This window comes from Acinetobacter sp. CAU_H_78 (genome assembly GCF_058599365.1).
Map to the genome: position 1 here is coordinate 1,928,801 of NZ_CM178652.1, position 19,754 is coordinate 1,948,554.

The 19,754-nt window shown below is 41.5% G+C and carries 21 protein-coding genes; 11 read left to right on the plus strand and 10 right to left on the minus strand.

The window, feature by feature from the left end; translation table 11 throughout:
- Positions 1-119 precede the first annotated feature (119 nt).
- The gene (locus tag AC4MCD_RS09280) at positions 120-1,331 is read left to right on the plus strand and encodes an aspartate aminotransferase family protein (protein WP_166138891.1); all 1,212 of its coding nucleotides are present in this window, start codon (positions 120-122) and stop codon (positions 1,329-1,331) included.
- 57 nt (positions 1,332-1,388) lie between these two features.
- Here AC4MCD_RS09280 and AC4MCD_RS09285 read toward each other — a convergent pair whose 3' ends face one another.
- From AC4MCD_RS09285 to surE, 3 genes are all read right to left on the minus strand, one after another.
- Complete coding sequence (locus AC4MCD_RS09285) at positions 1,389-2,318, minus strand: LysR family transcriptional regulator (protein WP_419363502.1); 930 nt, start codon at positions 2,316-2,318, stop codon at positions 1,389-1,391.
- A gap of 91 nt (positions 2,319-2,409) precedes the next feature.
- Entirely contained in the window at positions 2,410-3,249 is an 840-nt protein-coding gene (locus AC4MCD_RS09290; RefSeq protein WP_166138886.1) for a peptidoglycan DD-metalloendopeptidase family protein, read from the minus strand.
- Between the two features lie 107 nt (positions 3,250-3,356).
- A complete protein-coding gene (gene surE, locus AC4MCD_RS09295) occupies positions 3,357-4,133 on the minus strand; it encodes a 5'/3'-nucleotidase SurE (protein WP_166138883.1) in 777 nt (258 codons plus the stop codon).
- 108 nt (positions 4,134-4,241) lie between these two features.
- On the opposite strand from surE, the gene AC4MCD_RS09300 reads away from it, so the two are divergent.
- The 4 genes from AC4MCD_RS09300 to AC4MCD_RS09315 all read left to right on the plus strand — a co-directional run bounded on the left by AC4MCD_RS09300 (position 4,242) and on the right by AC4MCD_RS09315 (position 7,064).
- On the plus strand, positions 4,242-4,613 hold the full coding sequence (locus AC4MCD_RS09300) for an MCR_0457 family protein (RefSeq protein ID WP_166138880.1): 372 nt from the start codon (positions 4,242-4,244) through the stop codon (positions 4,611-4,613).
- Between the two features lie 159 nt (positions 4,614-4,772).
- Complete coding sequence (locus AC4MCD_RS09305; RefSeq protein ID WP_004782633.1) at positions 4,773-5,153, plus strand: MCR_0457 family protein; 381 nt, start codon at positions 4,773-4,775, stop codon at positions 5,151-5,153.
- A 128-nt stretch (positions 5,154-5,281) separates the two neighbouring features.
- On the plus strand, positions 5,282-6,430 hold the full coding sequence (dacC, locus tag AC4MCD_RS09310; RefSeq protein WP_004782636.1) for a D-alanyl-D-alanine carboxypeptidase PBP5/6: 1,149 nt from the start codon (positions 5,282-5,284) through the stop codon (positions 6,428-6,430).
- Between the two features lie 103 nt (positions 6,431-6,533).
- Positions 6,534-7,064: a gamma carbonic anhydrase family protein gene (locus tag AC4MCD_RS09315; RefSeq protein ID WP_104426311.1), complete on the plus strand. Its 531-nt coding sequence runs from the start codon at positions 6,534-6,536 to the stop codon at positions 7,062-7,064.
- 39 nt (positions 7,065-7,103) lie between these two features.
- Here AC4MCD_RS09315 and AC4MCD_RS09320 read toward each other — a convergent pair whose 3' ends face one another.
- Entirely contained in the window at positions 7,104-7,619 is a 516-nt protein-coding gene (locus AC4MCD_RS09320) for a DUF1543 domain-containing protein (RefSeq protein WP_419374448.1), read from the minus strand.
- Positions 7,620-7,976: 357 nt separating this feature from the next.
- Between AC4MCD_RS09320 and AC4MCD_RS09325 the strand changes: the two genes are divergently transcribed.
- Positions 7,977-9,560, plus strand: coding sequence for an ATP-binding cassette domain-containing protein (locus tag AC4MCD_RS09325; protein ID WP_491875954.1), 1,584 nt, complete (start codon positions 7,977-7,979; stop codon positions 9,558-9,560).
- Between the two features lie 66 nt (positions 9,561-9,626).
- Here the strand turns inward: AC4MCD_RS09325 and AC4MCD_RS09330 are convergent, their stop codons facing one another.
- Positions 9,627-11,561, minus strand: a complete 1,935-nt coding sequence (locus AC4MCD_RS09330) for an acyltransferase family protein (protein ID WP_491875955.1) — start codon at positions 11,559-11,561, stop codon at positions 9,627-9,629.
- 271 nt (positions 11,562-11,832) lie between these two features.
- On the opposite strand from AC4MCD_RS09330, the gene AC4MCD_RS09335 reads away from it, so the two are divergent.
- From AC4MCD_RS09335 to AC4MCD_RS09355, 5 genes are all read left to right on the plus strand, one after another.
- Complete coding sequence (locus AC4MCD_RS09335; protein ID WP_166138863.1) at positions 11,833-12,318, plus strand: NUDIX hydrolase; 486 nt, start codon at positions 11,833-11,835, stop codon at positions 12,316-12,318.
- Between the two features lie 4 nt (positions 12,319-12,322).
- Entirely contained in the window at positions 12,323-13,462 is a 1,140-nt protein-coding gene (gene mnmA, locus AC4MCD_RS09340) for a tRNA 2-thiouridine(34) synthase MnmA (protein WP_034703632.1), read from the plus strand.
- Positions 13,463-13,469: 7 nt separating this feature from the next.
- The gene (hflD, locus tag AC4MCD_RS09345; RefSeq protein WP_491875956.1) at positions 13,470-14,201 is read left to right on the plus strand and encodes a high frequency lysogenization protein HflD; all 732 of its coding nucleotides are present in this window, start codon (positions 13,470-13,472) and stop codon (positions 14,199-14,201) included.
- A gap of 57 nt (positions 14,202-14,258) precedes the next feature.
- Positions 14,259-15,647: an adenylosuccinate lyase gene (purB, locus tag AC4MCD_RS09350; protein WP_034703634.1), complete on the plus strand. Its 1,389-nt coding sequence runs from the start codon at positions 14,259-14,261 to the stop codon at positions 15,645-15,647.
- Positions 15,648-15,738: 91 nt separating this feature from the next.
- Complete coding sequence (locus tag AC4MCD_RS09355; protein WP_491875957.1) at positions 15,739-16,380, plus strand: DUF2238 domain-containing protein; 642 nt, start codon at positions 15,739-15,741, stop codon at positions 16,378-16,380.
- 69 nt (positions 16,381-16,449) lie between these two features.
- Here the strand turns inward: AC4MCD_RS09355 and AC4MCD_RS09360 are convergent, their stop codons facing one another.
- From AC4MCD_RS09360 to pstB, 5 genes are all read right to left on the minus strand, one after another.
- Complete coding sequence (locus tag AC4MCD_RS09360; RefSeq protein ID WP_419363485.1) at positions 16,450-16,689, minus strand: hypothetical protein; 240 nt, start codon at positions 16,687-16,689, stop codon at positions 16,450-16,452.
- 62 nt (positions 16,690-16,751) lie between these two features.
- Positions 16,752-17,174, minus strand: coding sequence for a hypothetical protein (locus tag AC4MCD_RS09365; RefSeq protein ID WP_262737852.1), 423 nt, complete (start codon positions 17,172-17,174; stop codon positions 16,752-16,754).
- A 108-nt stretch (positions 17,175-17,282) separates the two neighbouring features.
- On the minus strand, positions 17,283-18,245 hold the full coding sequence (sohB, locus tag AC4MCD_RS09370) for a protease SohB (protein ID WP_125278402.1): 963 nt from the start codon (positions 18,243-18,245) through the stop codon (positions 17,283-17,285).
- 138 nt (positions 18,246-18,383) lie between these two features.
- Positions 18,384-18,626: a hypothetical protein gene (locus tag AC4MCD_RS09375; protein ID WP_004782654.1), complete on the minus strand. Its 243-nt coding sequence runs from the start codon at positions 18,624-18,626 to the stop codon at positions 18,384-18,386.
- Between the two features lie 204 nt (positions 18,627-18,830).
- Positions 18,831-19,745, minus strand: coding sequence for a phosphate ABC transporter ATP-binding protein PstB (pstB, locus tag AC4MCD_RS09380; RefSeq protein ID WP_166137188.1), 915 nt, complete (start codon positions 19,743-19,745; stop codon positions 18,831-18,833).
- Positions 19,746-19,754 lie beyond the last annotated feature (9 nt).

The following is a 19,754-nucleotide window of genomic DNA, read 5'->3' on the forward strand; positions in this document are numbered from 1 at the left end:
CAGAGAAAAACAGTACGTCTAAAGTAATAAATCCATTTTTATTTACAATTACCCTTTAAATCTGACCAAGTTTTTGCTTATATAAGTTTTTCTTTCCACCTAACAGTAAAGAGTTAGTCATGAATAATATTACCCTCGCTCCGGTACAAACTGATCAACCTTCACATTTGATGCCAGTCTTTGGTCGTCAACCGATCAGCTTTGTCCGAGGACGAGGTGCATATCTGTATACCGAAGATGGTACAGAGTATTTAGATGCCTTAACAGGGATCGCCGTTTGCGGTTTGGGTCATGCTCATCCAGTGATTGCTGAAGCAATTGCGGAACAGGCTGCAACCCTGATTCATACCAGCAACCTGTTTGAAGTGCCTTGGCAAACTGCTGCAGCACAGAAACTGGCTGAAGTCGCTGGCATGGAAGAAGTTTTCTTCTCCAACAGTGGTGCAGAATCGAATGAAGGTGCGATCAAAATTGCGCGTAAATTCGGTCATATGCAAGGCATTGCAACACCAAAAATTATTGTAGCCGACAAGTCTTTCCATGGCCGTACGCTGGCAACCCTGTCTGCAACGGGTAACAAAAAAGTTCAACAAGGCTTTGGCCCATTGGTTGAAGGCTTTATTCGTGTACCTTTTGGCGATATTGAAGCTATCGAAGAAGCAGCAATTAACCATCCGGATATCGTGGCTATTCTGGTTGAACCGATCCAGGGTGAAGGTGGTGTCAATACAGCACCGCAAGGCTTTAGTTACCTGGAAGAAATCCGTCAGATCTGTAATCAGCACAACTGGTTGATGATGCTGGATGAAGTACAAACAGGTAATGGCCGTACCGGTAAATATTTTGCTTATCAGCACACCAATATTGTGCCCGACGTATTGACGACTGCTAAAGGTCTAGGCAATGGCTTCCCGATTGGTGCCGTGATGACTCAAGGTCGTGGTGTCGGTGTTTTAACTGCGGGGAACCACGGTTCGACTTATAGCGGTACTGCACTGGGTTCACGCGTGGTTTATACCATCATCGATATTATGCAAAAAGAAAATATCGTGGCTAATGCCGCTGAAAAAGGTGCATATATTGTTGAGCAGTTACGTAGCCAGCTTGCAGATCATCAAGTGACTGTACGTGGTTTCGGCCTGATGATCGGGATTGAGTTGCCTAAAGACTGTGGTGAGCTGGTGGATATTGCACGCGATGAGTACAAAACCATTATCAACGTGACTGCAGGTAATGTTGTTCGTCTGTTGCCTACCCTGAACATTACTCAGGAACAGGCTGATCAACTGATCGAACGTTTAGTGAAAATGATCAAAGCTTATCTTGCTTAAACCTATCTTGAAAAACAAAAAAGCCGCTTTAAAGCGGCTTTTTTGTTTATAGGGAATTTACGATGCGACTTGTAACAAACGTCCACCAGAGATCTGGCTAAAATATTGTTTCAATGTATCCAGACAGCGCAGGACTTTAGTCGGTTGCTGTTCTCGATTAAACATAACTGCATAAAGGGTGACTGGCGGAAGTTTCCATTCAGGCAAGACTTCAATCAGTGAACCATTTAATAAATCTTTTTTAACATCAAGATATAAAATCTTGGCAACCCCATTGCCTTGCAGGCACATGGCTTTTGCAACCAGGCTGTTATTGGTACTAAAGCGTGAGCTTAGTTCAAAGTCGACCTTTTCTGCGCTATGCACATGTTGAAAACTGAAATTCTGATGATTTTTAATATGCGTTAAAGGCAAAACATCATGGTGTTTCAGGTCTTCAGGACGCGAGATAATTGCGGTCTGGTTAATATAGCTTGGCGCAGCAACAAGAATCTGTTCAATCTGCATTAATGGCACAACCTGAAGGTTGTGGTCATCATCGTTCTGGTCAAATCGCAGGGCAATATCAATACGCCCTTCCAACAAATCAACCTCATGATTGTTTGTTTCCAGGTGGACTGTCAGGCCACGGTGTGCGGACATCCAGTGAGAAAGTGCAGGAATCACATGATTCGCACACACTTCCGGTAAGGATACAATACGAAGTTCACCAACAAGATCGTCACGTAACTCGTTAATGCGAACCTTTCCACGCTCAGCAGCAGATAACATTTCCTGGCAGCTGTGAAAAAAAGCTTGTCCCGCTTCGGTCAGACTTAATTTTCTCGTAGAACGATTTAGAAGTACAACTTCCATATCCTGTTCTAAAGAGCGAATTTGTTGACTCACGGCGCTGGTTGTAATCCCTAGCTCACGTGCAGCACCGCTAAACGAGTTCTTTTCCACAACACAAGCAAAGACACCCATTGCTCGAAGTTGATCTAACATAAATTCCCCTCTAAACTTATGAGATGCTTCATCTTTTGATAAAAGCAACTCATTGTATTATACGGTGAAATTTACGTTTTGCATTATTTATTTAATTATTTGGTAAAACTGCTGTTGGATTAATCGGTTTTCCGTCTAAGCGAACCTGAAACTCAAGCATAGTGCGGGTTGTACCAGTCGCCCCCATCTCGGCAATTTTTTGACCAGCCGTTACATTTTGGCCACTTTTCACGCTTAATTTACTGTTATGCGCATAAGCCGTGATATAGCCATTAATATGTTTAACTAGTACCAGATTACCGTATTCCTTCAGACCATCTGCTGCATATACCACCTGCCCATCTGCTGCAGCAAAGACCGGATCTCCGACATTACCGCCATAACGGGTACCTTTGATATTTGCAGCCAGATCATAGTTTTGTAATACCGGACCATTTGATGGCTTGACCCAACGTAATCCCGCTGCTGTCGATACTGGGGTAATCGGTGCAGAAGTAGTAGTGGCAGGTTTTGGTGTAGTCTTAACAGTTGTTGGAGCGGGAGTGGTTGGCGCTGGAATCGCAATCGTTTGACGCTGAATCGGCGCAGCTTGGGTAACAGGTTGAGTCGCTGTAGTACGGCGAGCAGTAGTGTTATTTTTCAGGCGAATCGACTGACCCACATAAATACGATACGGTGGAGCAATATCATTCATCTCTGCCACACTGATATAGCTCAGACCATAACGTGCAGCAATGCCACTCAAAGTATCCCCAGAGCGTACCGTATAGAAGTCAGGCGCTGCGGCATAGCGGGTCATATTATTGACCTGAGGTTTAGTGGCACAACCAGTAATAATCAATGTGGAAACAACCACAGTGGACAAAACCAGAGTTTTGATGAAGCTGGATGGTGAAGCATGAATGAAGTATTTCGGTGACACCAAGGACATTATCTTCCTCTCTAACATCTATACGGTTGCAAAAACCCAGTAAGATTAGCAAAGTTTTACTACAATATACTTGTAAGCTTTCATTTTTCACAAACTTATAACATTCATTAGATTTTATTTAGAATCTGGGCTTGCAAAGTGTGAAGTGTGTCATAGTTTGTAGCATCCATCTGAATTGGCGTCACGCTTACATAGCCATTGGCAATTGCAAAAAAGTCTGACTCGATTTCAGTTCCTTTATGTTTTGGCATTGCGACTGCTTCACCCGATAGCCCAATCCAGTAAACCTGGCGACCACGTGGATCTACATGACTGGTAATCGGCTTGGACTGGCTACGGCGTCCCTGAAAGGTCACTTTAGCTCCTTTCAGCTCAGCCACATCAGGAATATTCACATTAAAAATATGACGCTCAGGCAAAGTTGGCAAACCTGCCGCAATAAAATCATGCACCCATTGCGCTGCGATGCGATACTCTTCTGGTGAGGTATAAGATCGAACGTTTTGCCCACATAGAGAAACTGCTAATGCAGGTTGTTTGGCCAGCCGACCTTCAAATGCGGCACCCACCGTCCCTGAGTACAGCACATCATCTCCCAGATTGGCGCCACTGTTAATGCCGCTGACCACCAGATCGAATTCAACATCAAATAAGCCATTCATGGCCAGATAGACACAGTCAGCCGGCGTACCATTCACTGCCCATACATCGGGAGAAATCTGGATCGGTCTTAATGGTCGGTCTAAAGTCAGTGCACTGGAAAATCCGCTACGTTCACTTTCTGGAGCTACAACCACAACGCGTCCTAAAGGTCTCAAGGCCTGCGCCAGTGCCTGTATACCCGGTGCAAAAACGCCATCATCATTGGAAATTAATATATTCACTGCAAAATCTCGTTGAGCTAAAAAATGACTCGCTAGGACATTTCATTGTATTAGTTCAGGAATTATATATATTTGTAGCACGATATCCATTAATACATATGGCTTAAGATGATGAAAAAATTCTCTCTTTGGGGTGCTTTGGCTTTAAGTTTGGCAACTTTTGTTTCTCCTGCAGTTATTGCCAATGATTTGACAGCTGAAGAAAATGACATGATCGTGAAAGAAGATGTTGCGTCTGCACAGGTAATGATTGAAGTATGCCCAGGCATTATTGGTCAGAATGCAAAATTCGATACAACGATTCAGCAGCTGATTCAATCTTATCTAAAAGAATACTCAGACAAATCGATGACCTATCAAAAACTTCAGGCAGACAGTGAATATAAGACTGTGCTTGAAGAAGCGCGTCAAGGTGCAAAACAGACTGCAAAAGACGAACAAAAAACAGCGTGTGAAGACGTTTTAGCCTATCAGGAATAAAGTCTTTCTCACTGAAATGAGACGATGCCAGCATCGTCTTTTTTCTCTTACACATTTCTTCATAATTCTACAGCTTCACTACATTTCCCCTCTTTTCAATTTTAAAAATATCTTTAAGCTAACAAATTATTGTTCTACATGTAATTTTTGAGTTTTTTGATGAAACATACATTAATTAAAAGTTTAAGTTTATCTGTTGTTGCTGGTATGACACTTTGGGGCAGCTCGGTTTATGCAGCAAATGAAAATATTGAAGTCACCCCGAGTCAGGAAATCACCAAGCAAGAATTGGCTGCAATTTATGTCCTTTCTGAAATTTGCCCAAGCATGGTCAAAGACAAAGCAAAATTCAATCAGGGTTATAATCAGTTGGTGACTGAATATCTACCGGGCCAAAAAAATCCGGTAGAACGCCTGAACCAGATGGTAAAACAGTCAGATTTCCGTAACATTCTGGCTGAAGCACAGAGCGATGCCAAAAAGGCTGGCAAGAAAAAGAATCAGGCCATTTGCAATGAGTTGGTGAGCTACAGTAAATAATCCACTTTTTGAGTGATTGCTTACAATACTTTTGAAATAACCCCGGGTTTCCCATAGAAGTCAGCCTAGCTTTGTCCTAAAATGCTAGGCTCTTCGTGCTTACATCAAGATATTGGAACCCACTAGAAATGACCCAAAAAACTGCCCTTGCTGCATTATTATTAATTCCTAGTTTTAGCTTTGCAGCAACTGTCTTATCTGCACCACCAGAATTGAATAATAAATCTTATGTGCTAATGGACTACGAGACAGGGCAAATTCTCGCATCAAAAAATGAAAATGAAAAATTAGCCCCTGCTTCAATGACCAAGATGATGACCAGTTACATCATCGAGCAGAAGTTATTAAGTGGTGAGCTGACTGAAGATGAACAGGTTCGCATGAATGAATCTGCATGGTGCCGTGGTAGCAGTGCAGAATCATGTATGTATGTGCCTTTAAACGGTACGGCGACTGCACTAGAAATGTTGCGCGGAATTATTATCCAGTCTGGTAATGATGCGTCTAAAGCGATGGCTGAACATATTGCAGGGAACGAGGGTACCTTTGCACATATGATGAACCAGGAAGCGAAACGGATCGGCATGACCAATACCAGCTTCATCAACTCGACTGGTATGCCAGCTGAAGGCCATTATTCGACTGCGAAAGATATGGCAACTTTGGCTCAGCACATCATCAAAGACAGTTCAAAATACTATCCAATTTACTCTGAAAAAGAATTTACTTTTAACGGGATTAAGCAAGGCAACCGTAATGCCCTGCTCTATACTGATCCAAGTGTAGATGGTTTGAAAACTGGTCATACTGATGAAGCCGGTTACTGCTTAACGACTTCTTCAAAACGTGGTCCGACTCGTCTGATTTCAGTAATTTTTGGTGCACCAACCATGAATGAACGTGCGTCGCAAACACGTGAACTTCTGGCTTGGGGTTATGCGAACTTTGAAACCAAAAATGTTCAGCCTGCTAAACAGGTTCTAGCCAAATCTAAAGTCTGGTTTGGTAAGGAAAATGAAGTTCAGATCGGTCTTGCAGAAAACTTTAACGTGACTATGCCTAAAGGTCAGGCCAATGCCATCAAGACTCAATTGGTCGTTCAGCCTAAACTGACTGCGCCTTTACAACCAGGTCAAGTCGTAGGTAAATATGTGGCGACTTTAAACGGTAAAGTAATTGCTGAGAAACCACTTGTTGCACTGAAAGCAGTTGAAGAAGCTGGTTTCTTTGCCCGTATGCTGGATCATATCAAACAATTCTTTAGCAACCTGTTCTAATATTTATTATCAATATTAGCTCCGACTAAAGCCAAAGCACACATTCATCGAATGTGTGCTTTTTTATTTTATAATGCTTATAAACTTTCAGGATGATACTGACATGAGCCAAAACATTCGCCCTTATCTGGATACTCGCCCGCAAGTCGCTGACTCCTGTTATATCGATCCGATGGCGGTGATCGTAGGTGATGTTGTTTTAGGCGAAAATGTATCTGTGTGGCCTTTTGCTGTCATTCGTGGTGATGTGAATCATATTCGTATTGGCAAGAACTCGAATGTACAGGATCATTCCATGTTGCATGTGAGTCATAAAAAAGCGGATAAACCTGAAGGTTCACCACTGATCATTGGTGAAGATGTCACGATTGGTCATCATGTAAAATTACATGGCTGTACCATCGGTAATCGTGTTTTAGTGGGTATCGGTACAATTATTCTCGATGATGTAGTTGTTGAAGATGATGTGATGATTGGAGCAGGTTCACTGGTACCACCGAATAAGGTATTAGAAAGTGGGTACTTGTATGTAGGCAGTCCAGTCAAAAAAGTGCGTCCACTGACTGAAAAGGAAATAGCTTTCTTGCCTTATTCAGCACAAAACTATGTGAAAGTCTCAGGCCATTACAAATAAATCGACAAACTAAGGCTACTTTACGTAGCCTTATCTTAATTAAGGAATAACCACATAATCATTCTTAAAACTATTGGCTTCAAAGTCTCCCTCTACCAGACGCACAAATTTTTGGTTGATTTCGTTTAGTTCCAAACAATCATCTACATCAATCACGGCATCGGTATGAGGTTTAAACCAGGTCTTTTCAATGGCCAGCTTGCCTTGTGCTTTAGCTTCAGTTTTATTTTTAGCAGCAACTACCAGATATTTATGGATTTCACCAAACTGATCTGGCACATAAGCACCCAGATTGATCAGGAATAATTTTAAATCCTGTTTTACAGGTGTGTCCGTCACCTGAACCTGATAATTCAGATCCTGATAGCTAACACCATTGATCATCATCCAGCCATCAACATGCAGGCCTTTTTGCACACCAAACCATTGCTGCTTCAAATATGGGAAAGCTGTCTTAATATCTGAACTAATGACCGGAATTACATCATGTACTTCTACATTGGCTTTTTCATGCTTGCCACCCAATAAAGCAATATAGAGCTTGAGTTCAGACATAAAAAAATCCTTTAAAAGTAAAATAGAGAAAACTTTATCCGCATAGTGTAAATGAAACTTACTCGTTCAACTTCAAGTCAATCATCTCATATTTTAAAATCCTGAAATTTACTTAAATCAGCCTCAATACAAGGGATGAAAAAATCCTAATTTGATCTATTTTTAAGCAAGCTTATTTGTATTAAAATAAGGTCCAAATTCCCCTTCTCTTATAAGTGAGTCACGCCAATGAAGTAAGTCTATTTTTCTCATCAACGATTATTTTTAGATTGATGTGCAAAATAGATCGTCTGGCTTGATCTTTTCTAGAAAAAATCCCTTTTTTATTTTGTGCATCCTGTATTTATGAGGTTATTTATGACTCAGCAGGCATGTGTAATATCCACTCTGACTTTAGAATTCCCGTCCAAAGTCATGTTTCAGAATTTAAATTTTACCCTTCCTAAAGTTCAGGTCAGCGCTTTAATTGGCCGTAATGGACAAGGTAAGTCTTTGCTCATGCAGCTTTTGCATCAGGCTCAGCATTCTTCTCCACATTTCTCAGGCCAAGTTTCCTGGCAAATGCATCATGCCTATCTACCACAATTGCATCGGTTAAAGGCAGCCACAATTGCTGAAGCACTCGAAGTAAGTCAATTACATCGTGCTTTTAAAAATGTGGAACATGGTACAGCCAGTTTCGAGGATTATGAGCTACTTGAGGATAGTTGGCACTTGCCGCATGAATGGCAGCAACTGTTGAGTTCAGCACAATTACCCACAGATCTGGACTTTCCCGTGCAATATTTGAGTGAGGGCCAAAAGACCAAACTTGCTTTATGTAGCTTGTTCTTAAAGCCTGAATATTATTTATTGCTGGATGAGCCAAGCAACCATCTGGATCGTGAAGCACGAACATGGTTAATAGAGCATTTAAAATTACATCCTGCTGGTGCATTGATCATTAGTCATGACCGGACTTTACTAGATCAGGTTAATCATATTTATTATTTAAATGAGCATGGATTACAGCACTTTACTGGAAACTATGCGGAGTTTTTTGAACAGTATCAGAAAAATGTCACTTCACTCGAACAGTCAATTCAGCAGAGTCAGCGTGATATTAAACAGATGAAGCACAAGCAGCATGACGTTTTAATGAAAGCACAAAAGCGGGAACGTGCCGGAAACAAATTACGTGATTCGAATTCCCAAGCCAAAGTGCTTTTAGACTTTAAAAAGGAACAAGCTGGTCAAAGTATAGGTAAAGTTCAGGCACAGCACCAACGGCAAATTTTGAATGAACAATCTGAGTTAAAAGTTCAAAAGCAGCAACTTGAAAAGATAAAACCTCAGCTATTTCAATTTCCAGATTTTAAACCACAGTCTGGTGAAATTCTGCGGGTTAAAGAGTTACAGCTTCCTTTTGGTACTCCACAGCCTGTGAATCTTGCTTTAAGTGCAGCTGAAAAAATCCATATTGTAGGCCGAAACGGAATTGGTAAATCCACTTTACTGAAACTGGTCGCCCAACAAAAGCAGCAACCTCTAGATCAAATCTTTCTGGCACGAAGCTGTTTTTATCTGGATCAAAATTTTAGTTTTCTCAATGAGGCACTAAGTGCGATTGAAAATTTAAGGCAGATGAATCCCGATATTCCGGAAGTGGAATGGCGTAATTTATTGGGCCAACTCAGAATTCGTGGTGATAAAGGTACTTATCCTTTGCCTCAGTTAAGTGGTGGTGAAAAGCTGAAAGTGGCGTTATTAGGTCTTAGCCAGGTCTCTCCTCAACCCGAACTTTTATTATTGGATGAGCCAGAAAATCATCTGGATATTGAGTCTAAAGCTTTGTTGGCAAGTGCAATTCAATCTTATACAGGCGCTGTGATTTTAGTTTCACACGATGAACAGTTTGTGCGTGATTGCGGGATCACTGAAGTATTCAATATAAATGAATAATTTTCATTAAACTTATATATGTAAAAGCCACCTCAAGGGGTGGCTGATCAATCACGGGAAATAAGCTTATTGTTTTGTAGTCACACCCTGAGAATATAAATTTAATAAGTATTTTGACAATATGGTATTCCCTACAAATAAAGAACCTGATTCACTTAAGTGACCATAATCTACCTGAAGCAGGTCTTCTCCTTGAGCTGCACGAATCCGACATTTGTATTGCTGCTGAACATCATCTTTTTTACATAGATGATCAATGAGAGAGACATAGGTAATTCCCTGAGGATATTGTAATTTTTTCATTTTCTCGTCTACCTGAACTGCTCTTAAGTCCAGTCCGGCATCAAATATAAAATCTTCAGCACTATTCCAGTTTTTCGGTTTCACCATCACTTTCGGAAGCGAAGGTTTCCATTGTGAAATTGGCCCCACAATGACGATATTGGATACGCCAAGCTGAAGCAAACTTTTCCCGATATTTTCCCAATTGGTTTCGTCGTGTTTCAGGGCTTGAGTGATAACCACAATTTTGGGTTTCAGCTCTGCGATGCTCTTTAGTGCCAGTTTATTGGAATAATCACAGGCTTCTTTATAAGCTCCTTTATGATAGTTGATCTCGGTTAGCGATGCCCGGCAAATGGAGGAGGTTTTCTGATAAAAAGGGATATCATTGGATTTCAGTAATGTCCTCAGCCCTAAAGAAAGTGCCTCAGCATGAGAATCTCCCCATAAGAACACCCCGCCTTCCTTTTGTTTCGTGATACAGACCGGGTCAGGATCATAACTATTATGCTCAGTCAGGCTCACGTAAGTATCACATTTCAGCCAGTATGCATCCCTTAAATTTTTGAATTTCTCATTATAATAATCTAAGAATTTTGCCTGTTCTGAAGCTGCACCTTGGCGTAGATCTGTATTAAAACCATTAAATATATTTAAAGTAACTCCTAAGTTCATGAGCACTAGAGAAAAATAAAGCGGTTTTATACGGTAAATATCTTTCCACTGGTGATATGAAGGTAATTTAATCTGCTCAATATACTTGTAGCTTAGAAAACCCAACACTATAGAAAGTGCTATTCCTGCATATACATAATACTCAGGCAATGAGTAGATATAGATCAGAACCACCAAAGGCCAGTGCCAGAGGTAAATAGAATAAGACCAGGTTCCCAACTTTTGAAAAAAAATATTATTGGTAATAACGCTGCCATTTCGATGCGCCTGAATCATCAGGAAGGTACCGATAACAGGAAAAAATGCCAGATAACCAGGCCATAAATCTTCTGCTGAAATGAAGAAATAAGAACCCAGTATAAGTGCCAATCCCGTTCCTTCCAGCAACCTTTTCTTATTTTCCTGCAGGGCCAAAGGGTAAAGATAAGCAATTCCCCCGATCATCATTTCCCAGGCTCTGGTAGGTAACAGGAAATAAGCCGGATTTGGCCATTTGTAGGTAGCGATCACAGATAGAATGAATCCTAAAATCGTTCCCGCTAACAATACAAATTTCATGGTGTGGATGGACATAAACTTGCGCATGGCAATGAGAACGAGCGGATAAATCATATAGAATTGCCATTCGACGGAAAGTGACCAGGTATGTAATAACCACTTTTCGTGAGTGCCTGCCTCAAAATAACCGGATTCCTTCCAGTAACTGATATTGGATAAAAAGGTCATGCTACTCGCGGCATGCTTACCCAATAACTTGTAATCAAAAGGCGTCAAATAAAACCAGCCAAAAATCATTAATACCAGACACAGCACGGCCAAAGCTGGAATAATCCGATTCGCACGAGCCACATAAAATTTCAGAATAGAAAATTTTTCATGTTCTAAATCTTTAAATATGATTCCAGTCATTAAAAAGCCTGAAATCACAAAGAAGACATCTACCCCAACAAAACCGCCAGGCAGCCAGGCCGCATTAAAATGAAATAGCATGACTGCAATCACTGCAATTGCTCTAAGGCCATTGATGTCTGTTCTGAATTTCATTGGAGTCCTGTCCTATAAAGCGTGTTATTTATTTTAATTGTTATGAAATACTGCTAGTTTTTATTAAATTATATTTTAAATCAAATTCTTATATTAAAGCGTAGAATACAGATATTACTGTTTTAGTATTTTATGCACCCATTATATTCTACGCTTTCTTTTTCGCCAAATGCCTTTATTGTTAATCATCTAAATTAAAATCCCGAGTATCGACATAGCCACCGCCGCCTAAATTTTGTAGAATACAGTTTTTATTCCATGGTGCTCCTCTATGACCGCTTGGACTGCTCACGTCACTGTCGCAACTGTCGTCGAAAATAATGGAAAATTCCTCTTCGTTGAAGAACATACTGAAGGTGTCACTCATACCGTATTTAATCAGCCAGCAGGCCATGTTGAGGCAGGTGAAACCATTGTCGAAGCAGCCATTCGTGAAACCATGGAAGAAACCGGCTATCAGGTTAATGTCACTGATCTGATCGGCATCTATACCTATACCCCACCGATGTTCCCGGATCGTACCTATTTCCGTTTCTGCCTGAGAGCAGAAGCCATCAGCCATGATGAAAATGCTGAACTGGATACCGGTATTGTCGGTGCAGTCTGGATGACGCTGGATGAACTGGTTGAAACCGCACGTGCCCGTAGCCCATTGGTGATTAAAGCCGTGCAGGATGCCCAAGCTGGCAAACGCTATCCTTTATCGCTCATTTACGAGCACCAAAATTCTCCCTTAATTTCAAATTTGGATGCCTAATCCTATGCAACAACGTGTCATCGTCGGTATGTCTGGTGGTGTAGATTCATCTGTGTCTGCAGCTCTCCTCCTTCAACAGGGTTATCAGGTTGAAGGTCTTTTCATGAAAAACTGGGAAGAAGATGACGGCACAGAATACTGTACGGCAATGGAAGATCTTGCCGATGCACAAGCCGTTTGCGACAAGATCGGGATCAAACTGCATACTGCTAACTTCGCAATGGAATACTGGGATCGCGTGTTCGAGCATTTCCTGGCGGAATATGCTGCTGGCCGCACCCCAAACCCGGATATTTTGTGTAATAAGGAAATCAAATTCCGCGCCTTCCTGGATCATGCGATCAATCTCGGCGCTGACTTTATTGCCACCGGTCACTACTGTCGTCGCGGCGAAACCATGACCAATTCACGCGGTGAGCAATATGCTCAATTACTACGTGGTTATGACAATAATAAAGACCAGACTTACTTCCTGCATGCAGTTCATGGTCGTGAAATTAATAAGACCCTGTTCCCTGTTGGTGAAATTGAAAAACCGCAAGTCCGTAAAATTGCAGAAGAATTAGGTCTGGCAACTGCCAAGAAAAAAGATTCTACAGGTATCTGTTTTATTGGTGAACGTCGCTTCAATGACTTCTTAAAGCAATATTTGCCGGCGCAACCTGGAAAAATCGTGCTGGAAGATGGCAAAGAGGTTGGTGATCATCACGGCTTAATGTACTATACGCTCGGTCAACGCGGCGGGATCGGTATTGGTGGTATGAAAGGTGCTGAAGAAGGTGCCTGGTTTGTACTGCATAAAGATATTGAAGGTAACCGTCTGGTGGTGGGTCAAGGCCATGAGCATCCACTGATGCAAAGTACCATATTGTGGTCTGAAGCGATTGACTGGGTAGCCGGTGAACAGGATATTCCTGAATCAGGTTTCCGCTGTACGGCAAAAACCCGCTACCGTCAGCCTGACCAAGCGTGTACTATTTTCAAAGATCCAGAAACACCAAATGGTGTTCGTGTTGAATTTGATGAGTCGCAACGTGCAGTGACTCCGGGTCAAAGCGTTGTATTCTACTCAGGTGAAGTTTGTTTAGGTGGTGGCGTGATTCATCACACCAATGCGCCTAAACCTGATTTTATTAAAGGATGATTTCGGCATGACGGAGTTACCGTTTCAACAAGCCACAACGTTGAATGTTCGTCAAAATCGTGCGTTGGCGCTAGCGGGGGTTTTTCAGGCCACCCAGCTGACGCATATGACTGCATTGACGGGACAGCAAAGCATTGGTGAAAGCGGTAATTTCTATTTTGAACAGTTGATTAAAGCCAGTTTAAATATCCGTCCAAGTGGCAAGTTAAATGCCCAGACCTTAGACTTCTTTAATCAGCTGTCCGATATTTCCCTCGGTTTAAAAACCCTGGAGAGCAGCATTACCCAACCTTTTAATACTTCCCCAAAATCCCGACTTCCAAAACTTTCATCGACCAAACTGCCAATGTCTTATGCCATGGCACTTCTTCAGTTAGAAAAGAAGGTCTATAGCAATCCCAAGTTTGTTGAAATCATCGAACAATCCCAGCAAAAAATCCTCAGACAGCTCTCCTTCTTCGATAACAATTACATGCACCCCAGCATCATTGCCAATCTCGCTCAAACCTATGTCGATACCGCCGGCCAGATCAATCCGCGGATCATGGTGCGTGGCAATGCTGAAGCCTTTAAAGATTCCGGTCATACTAACCGCATCCGTGCTTCACTCTTTACTGGACTGCAGATGGCGCACTTATGGCGTCAGCTTGGCGGCAGTTCATGGGGCATGATTTTTGGCAAGCGCAAGCTGCTACAGGATATCCAAAATCTCGCGCGCTTACAGTTTCAGGTGATCTAAACCATGTTGTTGTACGCGCACCGTTTTTCGTTTAATTCCAAAATCTAGGGAATCGATATGAACGCTTTAACTGCACTTTCTCCATTAGATGGACGCTACGCTAGCAAATGTGATGCGCTGCGCCCTTTTCTTTCTGAGTTTGGTCTGATCCATGCTCGTGTGACTGTTGAAGTGCGTTGGTTACAAGCGCTTGCCAACCGTCCTGAAATCACTGAAGTGCCAGCTTTCTCATCTGAAACCAATGCTGCACTTGATGCCATCGTTGCCAACTTCTCTGAAGAAGATGCCAACCGCATTAAAGAGATCGAACGTACTACAAACCACGACGTGAAAGCGGTTGAGTATTTCCTGAAAGAAAAAATTGCAGGGATTGAAGAGCTAAAAAATGCGGGTGAATTCATTCACTTTGCATGTACCTCTGAAGACATCAATAACCTGTCTCATGCGTTAATGCTGAAAAATGGCCGTGATGTTTTAATCGCATCTATGCAACAAATTATCGATTCAATCGTGGCTTTGGCTGAGACTCACGCTGAACAGCCGATGCTGTCTCGTACCCACGGTCAAACTGCCAGCCCAACCACTTTGGGTAAAGAAATGGCGAACGTGGCTTACCGTCTGGCTCGTCAAATCAAACAGTTCAAAAATGTTGAACTGCTAGGTAAAATCAACGGTGCTGTAGGTAACTACAATGCGCACTACTCTGCTTATCCAGAAATCAACTGGCCTGCTCATTCTCAAGCTTTCGTGGAATCTTTAGGTCTGACTTTCAACCCATATACGACTCAGATCGAACCACATGACTACATGGCGGAACTGTTTGATGCGCTTCGTCGTTTCAACACGATTCTGATCGACTTTAACCGTGACGTTTGGGGCTATATCTCTCTTGGCTTCTTCAAACAAAAACTGAAAGAAGGCGAAGTGGGTTCTTCAACCATGCCGCATAAAGTGAATCCAATCGACTTCGAAAACTCTGAAGGTAACTTGGGTATTGCCAATGCTGTATTGGCTCACTTGGGCGAAAAACTGCCTGTATCTCGCTGGCAGCGTGACCTGACTGACTCTACTGTTCTGCGTAACATGGGCGTTGGTTTTGCACAAAGCTTAATCGCGTTTGAAGCATGCTTAAAAGGTATCGGTAAACTTGAACTGAATGCTGCTCGTATTCTTGAAGATCTTGACCACGCGCAAGAAGTTCTGGCTGAACCTATTCAAACGGTAATGCGTCGTTACAACGTTGAAAAGCCATACGAAAAACTTAAAGCCCTTACTCGTGGTCAAGCCATGACTCGTGACATGATGGTGAGCTTCGTGAATGGTAATGAGCTGGAAGCTGTTCCTGCTGCAGACCGTGCGCGTCTGGCTGAAATGACACCTGCAACTTATACAGGTAATGCTGCTGACCAAGCAAAACAAATTAAAGACTTAATTTCTAAAATCTAATTTAGACAATTAAGACCAAAAGCGAGGCTCCGGCTTCGCTTTTTTTATTTATAATTATTTTCAACTTTAAAACAAAATGATAGATAACAAGATGATGGATCATCGATTAAGCGGCAAACATTTTATCAGCCTGGGAATTTTGGTAGCTGCGATCATTGTTGCCAGTATTCAACCTTTAGAAATGCAATCCTATTTACTGCATCAGACCGGTACTATATTTATGATCGGTATGCTGATTTTCTGCCTGTATAAAATTGGATTGAGTTTCCTTAGTTTTAATCTGTATATGCTGTTTTTATTCATCCATATCGTTGCAGCACATTATCTGTATTCTTATGTACCTTATAATGACTGGATTCAGACACTGTTTGGCTTTGACCTAAATACTCTCATGGGCTGGTCTCGCAACATGTTTGACCGTTTTGTACATCTGGTTTTTGGCCTGTTGCTCTATCCTGTTTTTTATCGACTGTTTCAGGTCTGGTTACCCCAGCAAAAGCCATTCACTATTTTTCTTTTAGTCATTCAATTCGTGATGGCGACTAGTCTGATTTATGAATGGATTGAATGGCTGATCGCCATTGGCTTATCACCCGAACAGGCTGAAAGCTATAATGGCCAGCAAGGCGATATGTGGGATGCCCATAAGGACATATTATTAGCGACAGTTGGAGCTATGTTTACGGGTGGATTCATGTTGTTTGTATCACATCAAAAAAGCTCATCCAAGTGAGCTTTAATTCTGGAAAACAAGTGAATTAATTTTTCAGATGATGAACCGGAAGATATTTATCGCATGACATTATGCAGGCGGACAATAGCGCACAAAATCATCTTTCATTTTTTGCAATTCATTACCCGTCAATATTTCGCTGTAATAAATAAAATAGGTGGCATCAGGATATTGAATCTCATGTCTGTACATGATTCCACGTAGAGAAACAGGCAACTCTTTAGGAAAATCATCCGCTAAATTCAGTTCTTCAAATTCATAGTTAAAGTAACAATTTTGGATTGCTAAAAATGCTTTAGCCACGGCCATCTTTCTGCTCTTAATGGAAATATGCTGCATTTTAGCTGATGAGCAGTAACCATGGCTGATATTTATGAAGGTTCAATCCACTTAACCAGCTTAGATTCTGCCAAATGCCGATATTTGAACTTATCTAAATATTCAAAGCAGACTTTATGACCTTCAGGAATTTTCTTTAGATGCTTATCAAAAAATAGATGACGATTATATTGAGTACCATCAAAGCGGATGCTGACACGCTCAAAGTAACCACTCCGACGAGCATTGAATTGGTAAAATTGAATCACGCCACAGTCCTCTGATGGAATCACAGGTGGAGCATCTGGCTTTAAAAATGCGTAGAGTAAAAAGATTGAAGTGCCGGGAAGAAAGCTGAGCCAAAATAACATCTTCTTTGATTCATCAGTGGTTAATTTCGCTTCAGAATAGATCATACATAGCATCAGAATGAAAATGATACTGAAGAAGCCGAATAGTAAAAGAAAGGTGAGCATATAAAGGAGAAACCACTATAAGTCAGTTACTTATAGCATAATTGTTTAATTTTAAATCATAAAAAAGCCCACCGAAGTGAGCTTTTAGATTCATAACTGAATAATAAATTAAAGTTTAGGATCGCGCATCTGAACCAGATTTGAATTGGCTTTGGTTAGCGTATCTACCACTTTATTCATCACCGCAGGGATAAAAGAATCTGCAATTTGTGCTGCTTGCAAACCTAGTTTTTCACCCAGCGTTGGTTTTTTACGGGTCTGGATTAAATACACATCATGTTGTGGTAATAGGCCTAGCAGATATTCATCGGAAGTTTGCAGTTTATCTACCAGATTCAGGTCTAGGGCATCCTGACCATACCAGTGTTCACCCGTTGCCACTTTTTCAACATTTAACTGTGGACGATATTTTTCCACGAAGTGTTTAAACAAGGCATGTGTCTGTTGCAATTCTTCTTCAAACTTGGCTTTGCCTTCTTCGGTATTTTCACCAAACATGGTCACTGTACGTTTGTATTGACCCGCAGTATAAAGCTCAAAATCGATCTTGTTTTCTTTCAGCAGACGATTAAAGTTGGGTACCTGTGCTACTACCCCAATTGAACCCACAATTGCAAACGGCGCAGAAATCACTTCATTTGCAATACACGCCATCATATAACCGCCACTGGCTGCCACTTTATCGACACAGATGGTCACATGGAAACCCGCTTCACGTAAGCGCACCAGTTGCGCAGCTGCAAGACCATAACCATGTACCATACCACCCGGACTTTCTAAACGTACAATGATACGATCACGACCAGCTTTTGCTGTAGATAGAATCAGGGTAATTTCTTCACGCAGGTTTTCTACTGCAGACGCAGCCATATCACCTTTAAAATCGAGCACATAGATTTTCTGGTTAGTTTTCTTACGCGCACGCGCTTCTTTTGACAATTGCTGGCTCAATTGTAAAAGTTCCAGTTTAGATGAAGTTGTTTGCGCTATTTTTTTTCGTTGCTCGTTAATGCGCGCATTCAAATGACTAATACGGATTTCAGCGGGTAATTTGGGGGTATGAAATAACATAAAAATCGGGTCTCAATTATTTATATAGGTTTCATTTTAAGATAAGGTCAAATGATTTTTTTTCAATAGAATATTGTTGTTTAATTGCTGAAACGGAGCAGTATCCATATGGTCTTAGTAAGGCAAAAATAATTCGCACTATAGAAAATTGATGCCATGCTGATAAGATGCCCAGACAATAACACCGAACAATACAGCAGAATTCGCATATAAGGCTTTTTCCTGCTTTTTGAGATAGAAATTCAAACTGAGTCCATACAGCAATCCGATCAGTGTGTAAAACATGCTGCCGCCTTGTAATTGATGCCACAAACCACCAATGCTTAAAATTAAGGCAATCAGCAGCATCAGAAAAACTGACATCTTTTTGAGTATTTCCATAGCGGGTGCAACCTTTTCTTAGCATCTATCTTTTGACAGCTCTGCCATGTCAAAGACGGCATATTCTATAAGAATTTAGGGTACAATAGGATTCAGTTTATTTTTCCACATTTCACTGATTCAATTGATATATCTCCTATTCTTTGATTATTTTTAGATATAAAAAAAGAGCTTTTTAGCCCTTCTTTCATTAGATCAAACTTCTTAACCAAAACGCCCGGTAATATAGGCTTCAGTAAGCTGATGGTCAGGCTGGGTAAAGACTTTCTCGGTTGAGTTGACTTCGATCAGATCACCTAAATGGAAATAAGCAGTCCGATCAGAGACTCGTGCCGCCTGCTGCATGGAGTGAGTCACAATAGCAATGGTGTATTGGGTAGAAAGCTCAGAGATCAGTTCTTCAACTTTGGCTGTTGCAATTGGATCGAGTGCTGAACAGGGTTCATCCATCAGAATCACTTCAGGAGAAACGGCAATCGTCCGTGCAATACATAAACGCTGCTGCTGACCACCTGACAATCCCGTACCCGGCTGATTTAAACGATCTTTGACTTCTTCCCAAAGTCCTGCTTTACGCAAACTATTCTCAACAATTTCTTCCAGATCATATTTGTCCCGGGCCAGTCCATGGAGTTTTGGACCATAGGCCACGTTATCAAAAATAGATTTCGGGAATGGATTTGGTTTCTGGAAGACCATGCCAACTTGGGCACGCAGTAAAACCACGTCCAGGTTAGGGTCATAAATATCCTGATGGTCCAGCATTACTTTACCCGTCACCCGGCAGCTATCAATGGTGTCATTCATGCGGTTTAAGGTCCGCAGGAATGTTGACTTACCACAACCTGATGGCCCAATAAAAGCGATCACTTCATTTTCATAGATGTTCAGGTCAATGCCTTTAATCGCCTCTGATTCACCATAATACACATGGACATCGGAGGTGCTGAGTTTGACATTGCTAGACTTGGGTGCCTGTGCTGCTTCTGCCTGCTGACCCAATTGAGAGATAAATGAAGTCGCTGGTTTCTGTGCAGCATCATCGGCTGTAAATTGTATTTGCTGTGGATTCACTGATGGATCCTTTTCTAAGGAATTTAAAATTTCAGTTGTATTCATGATTTTGCC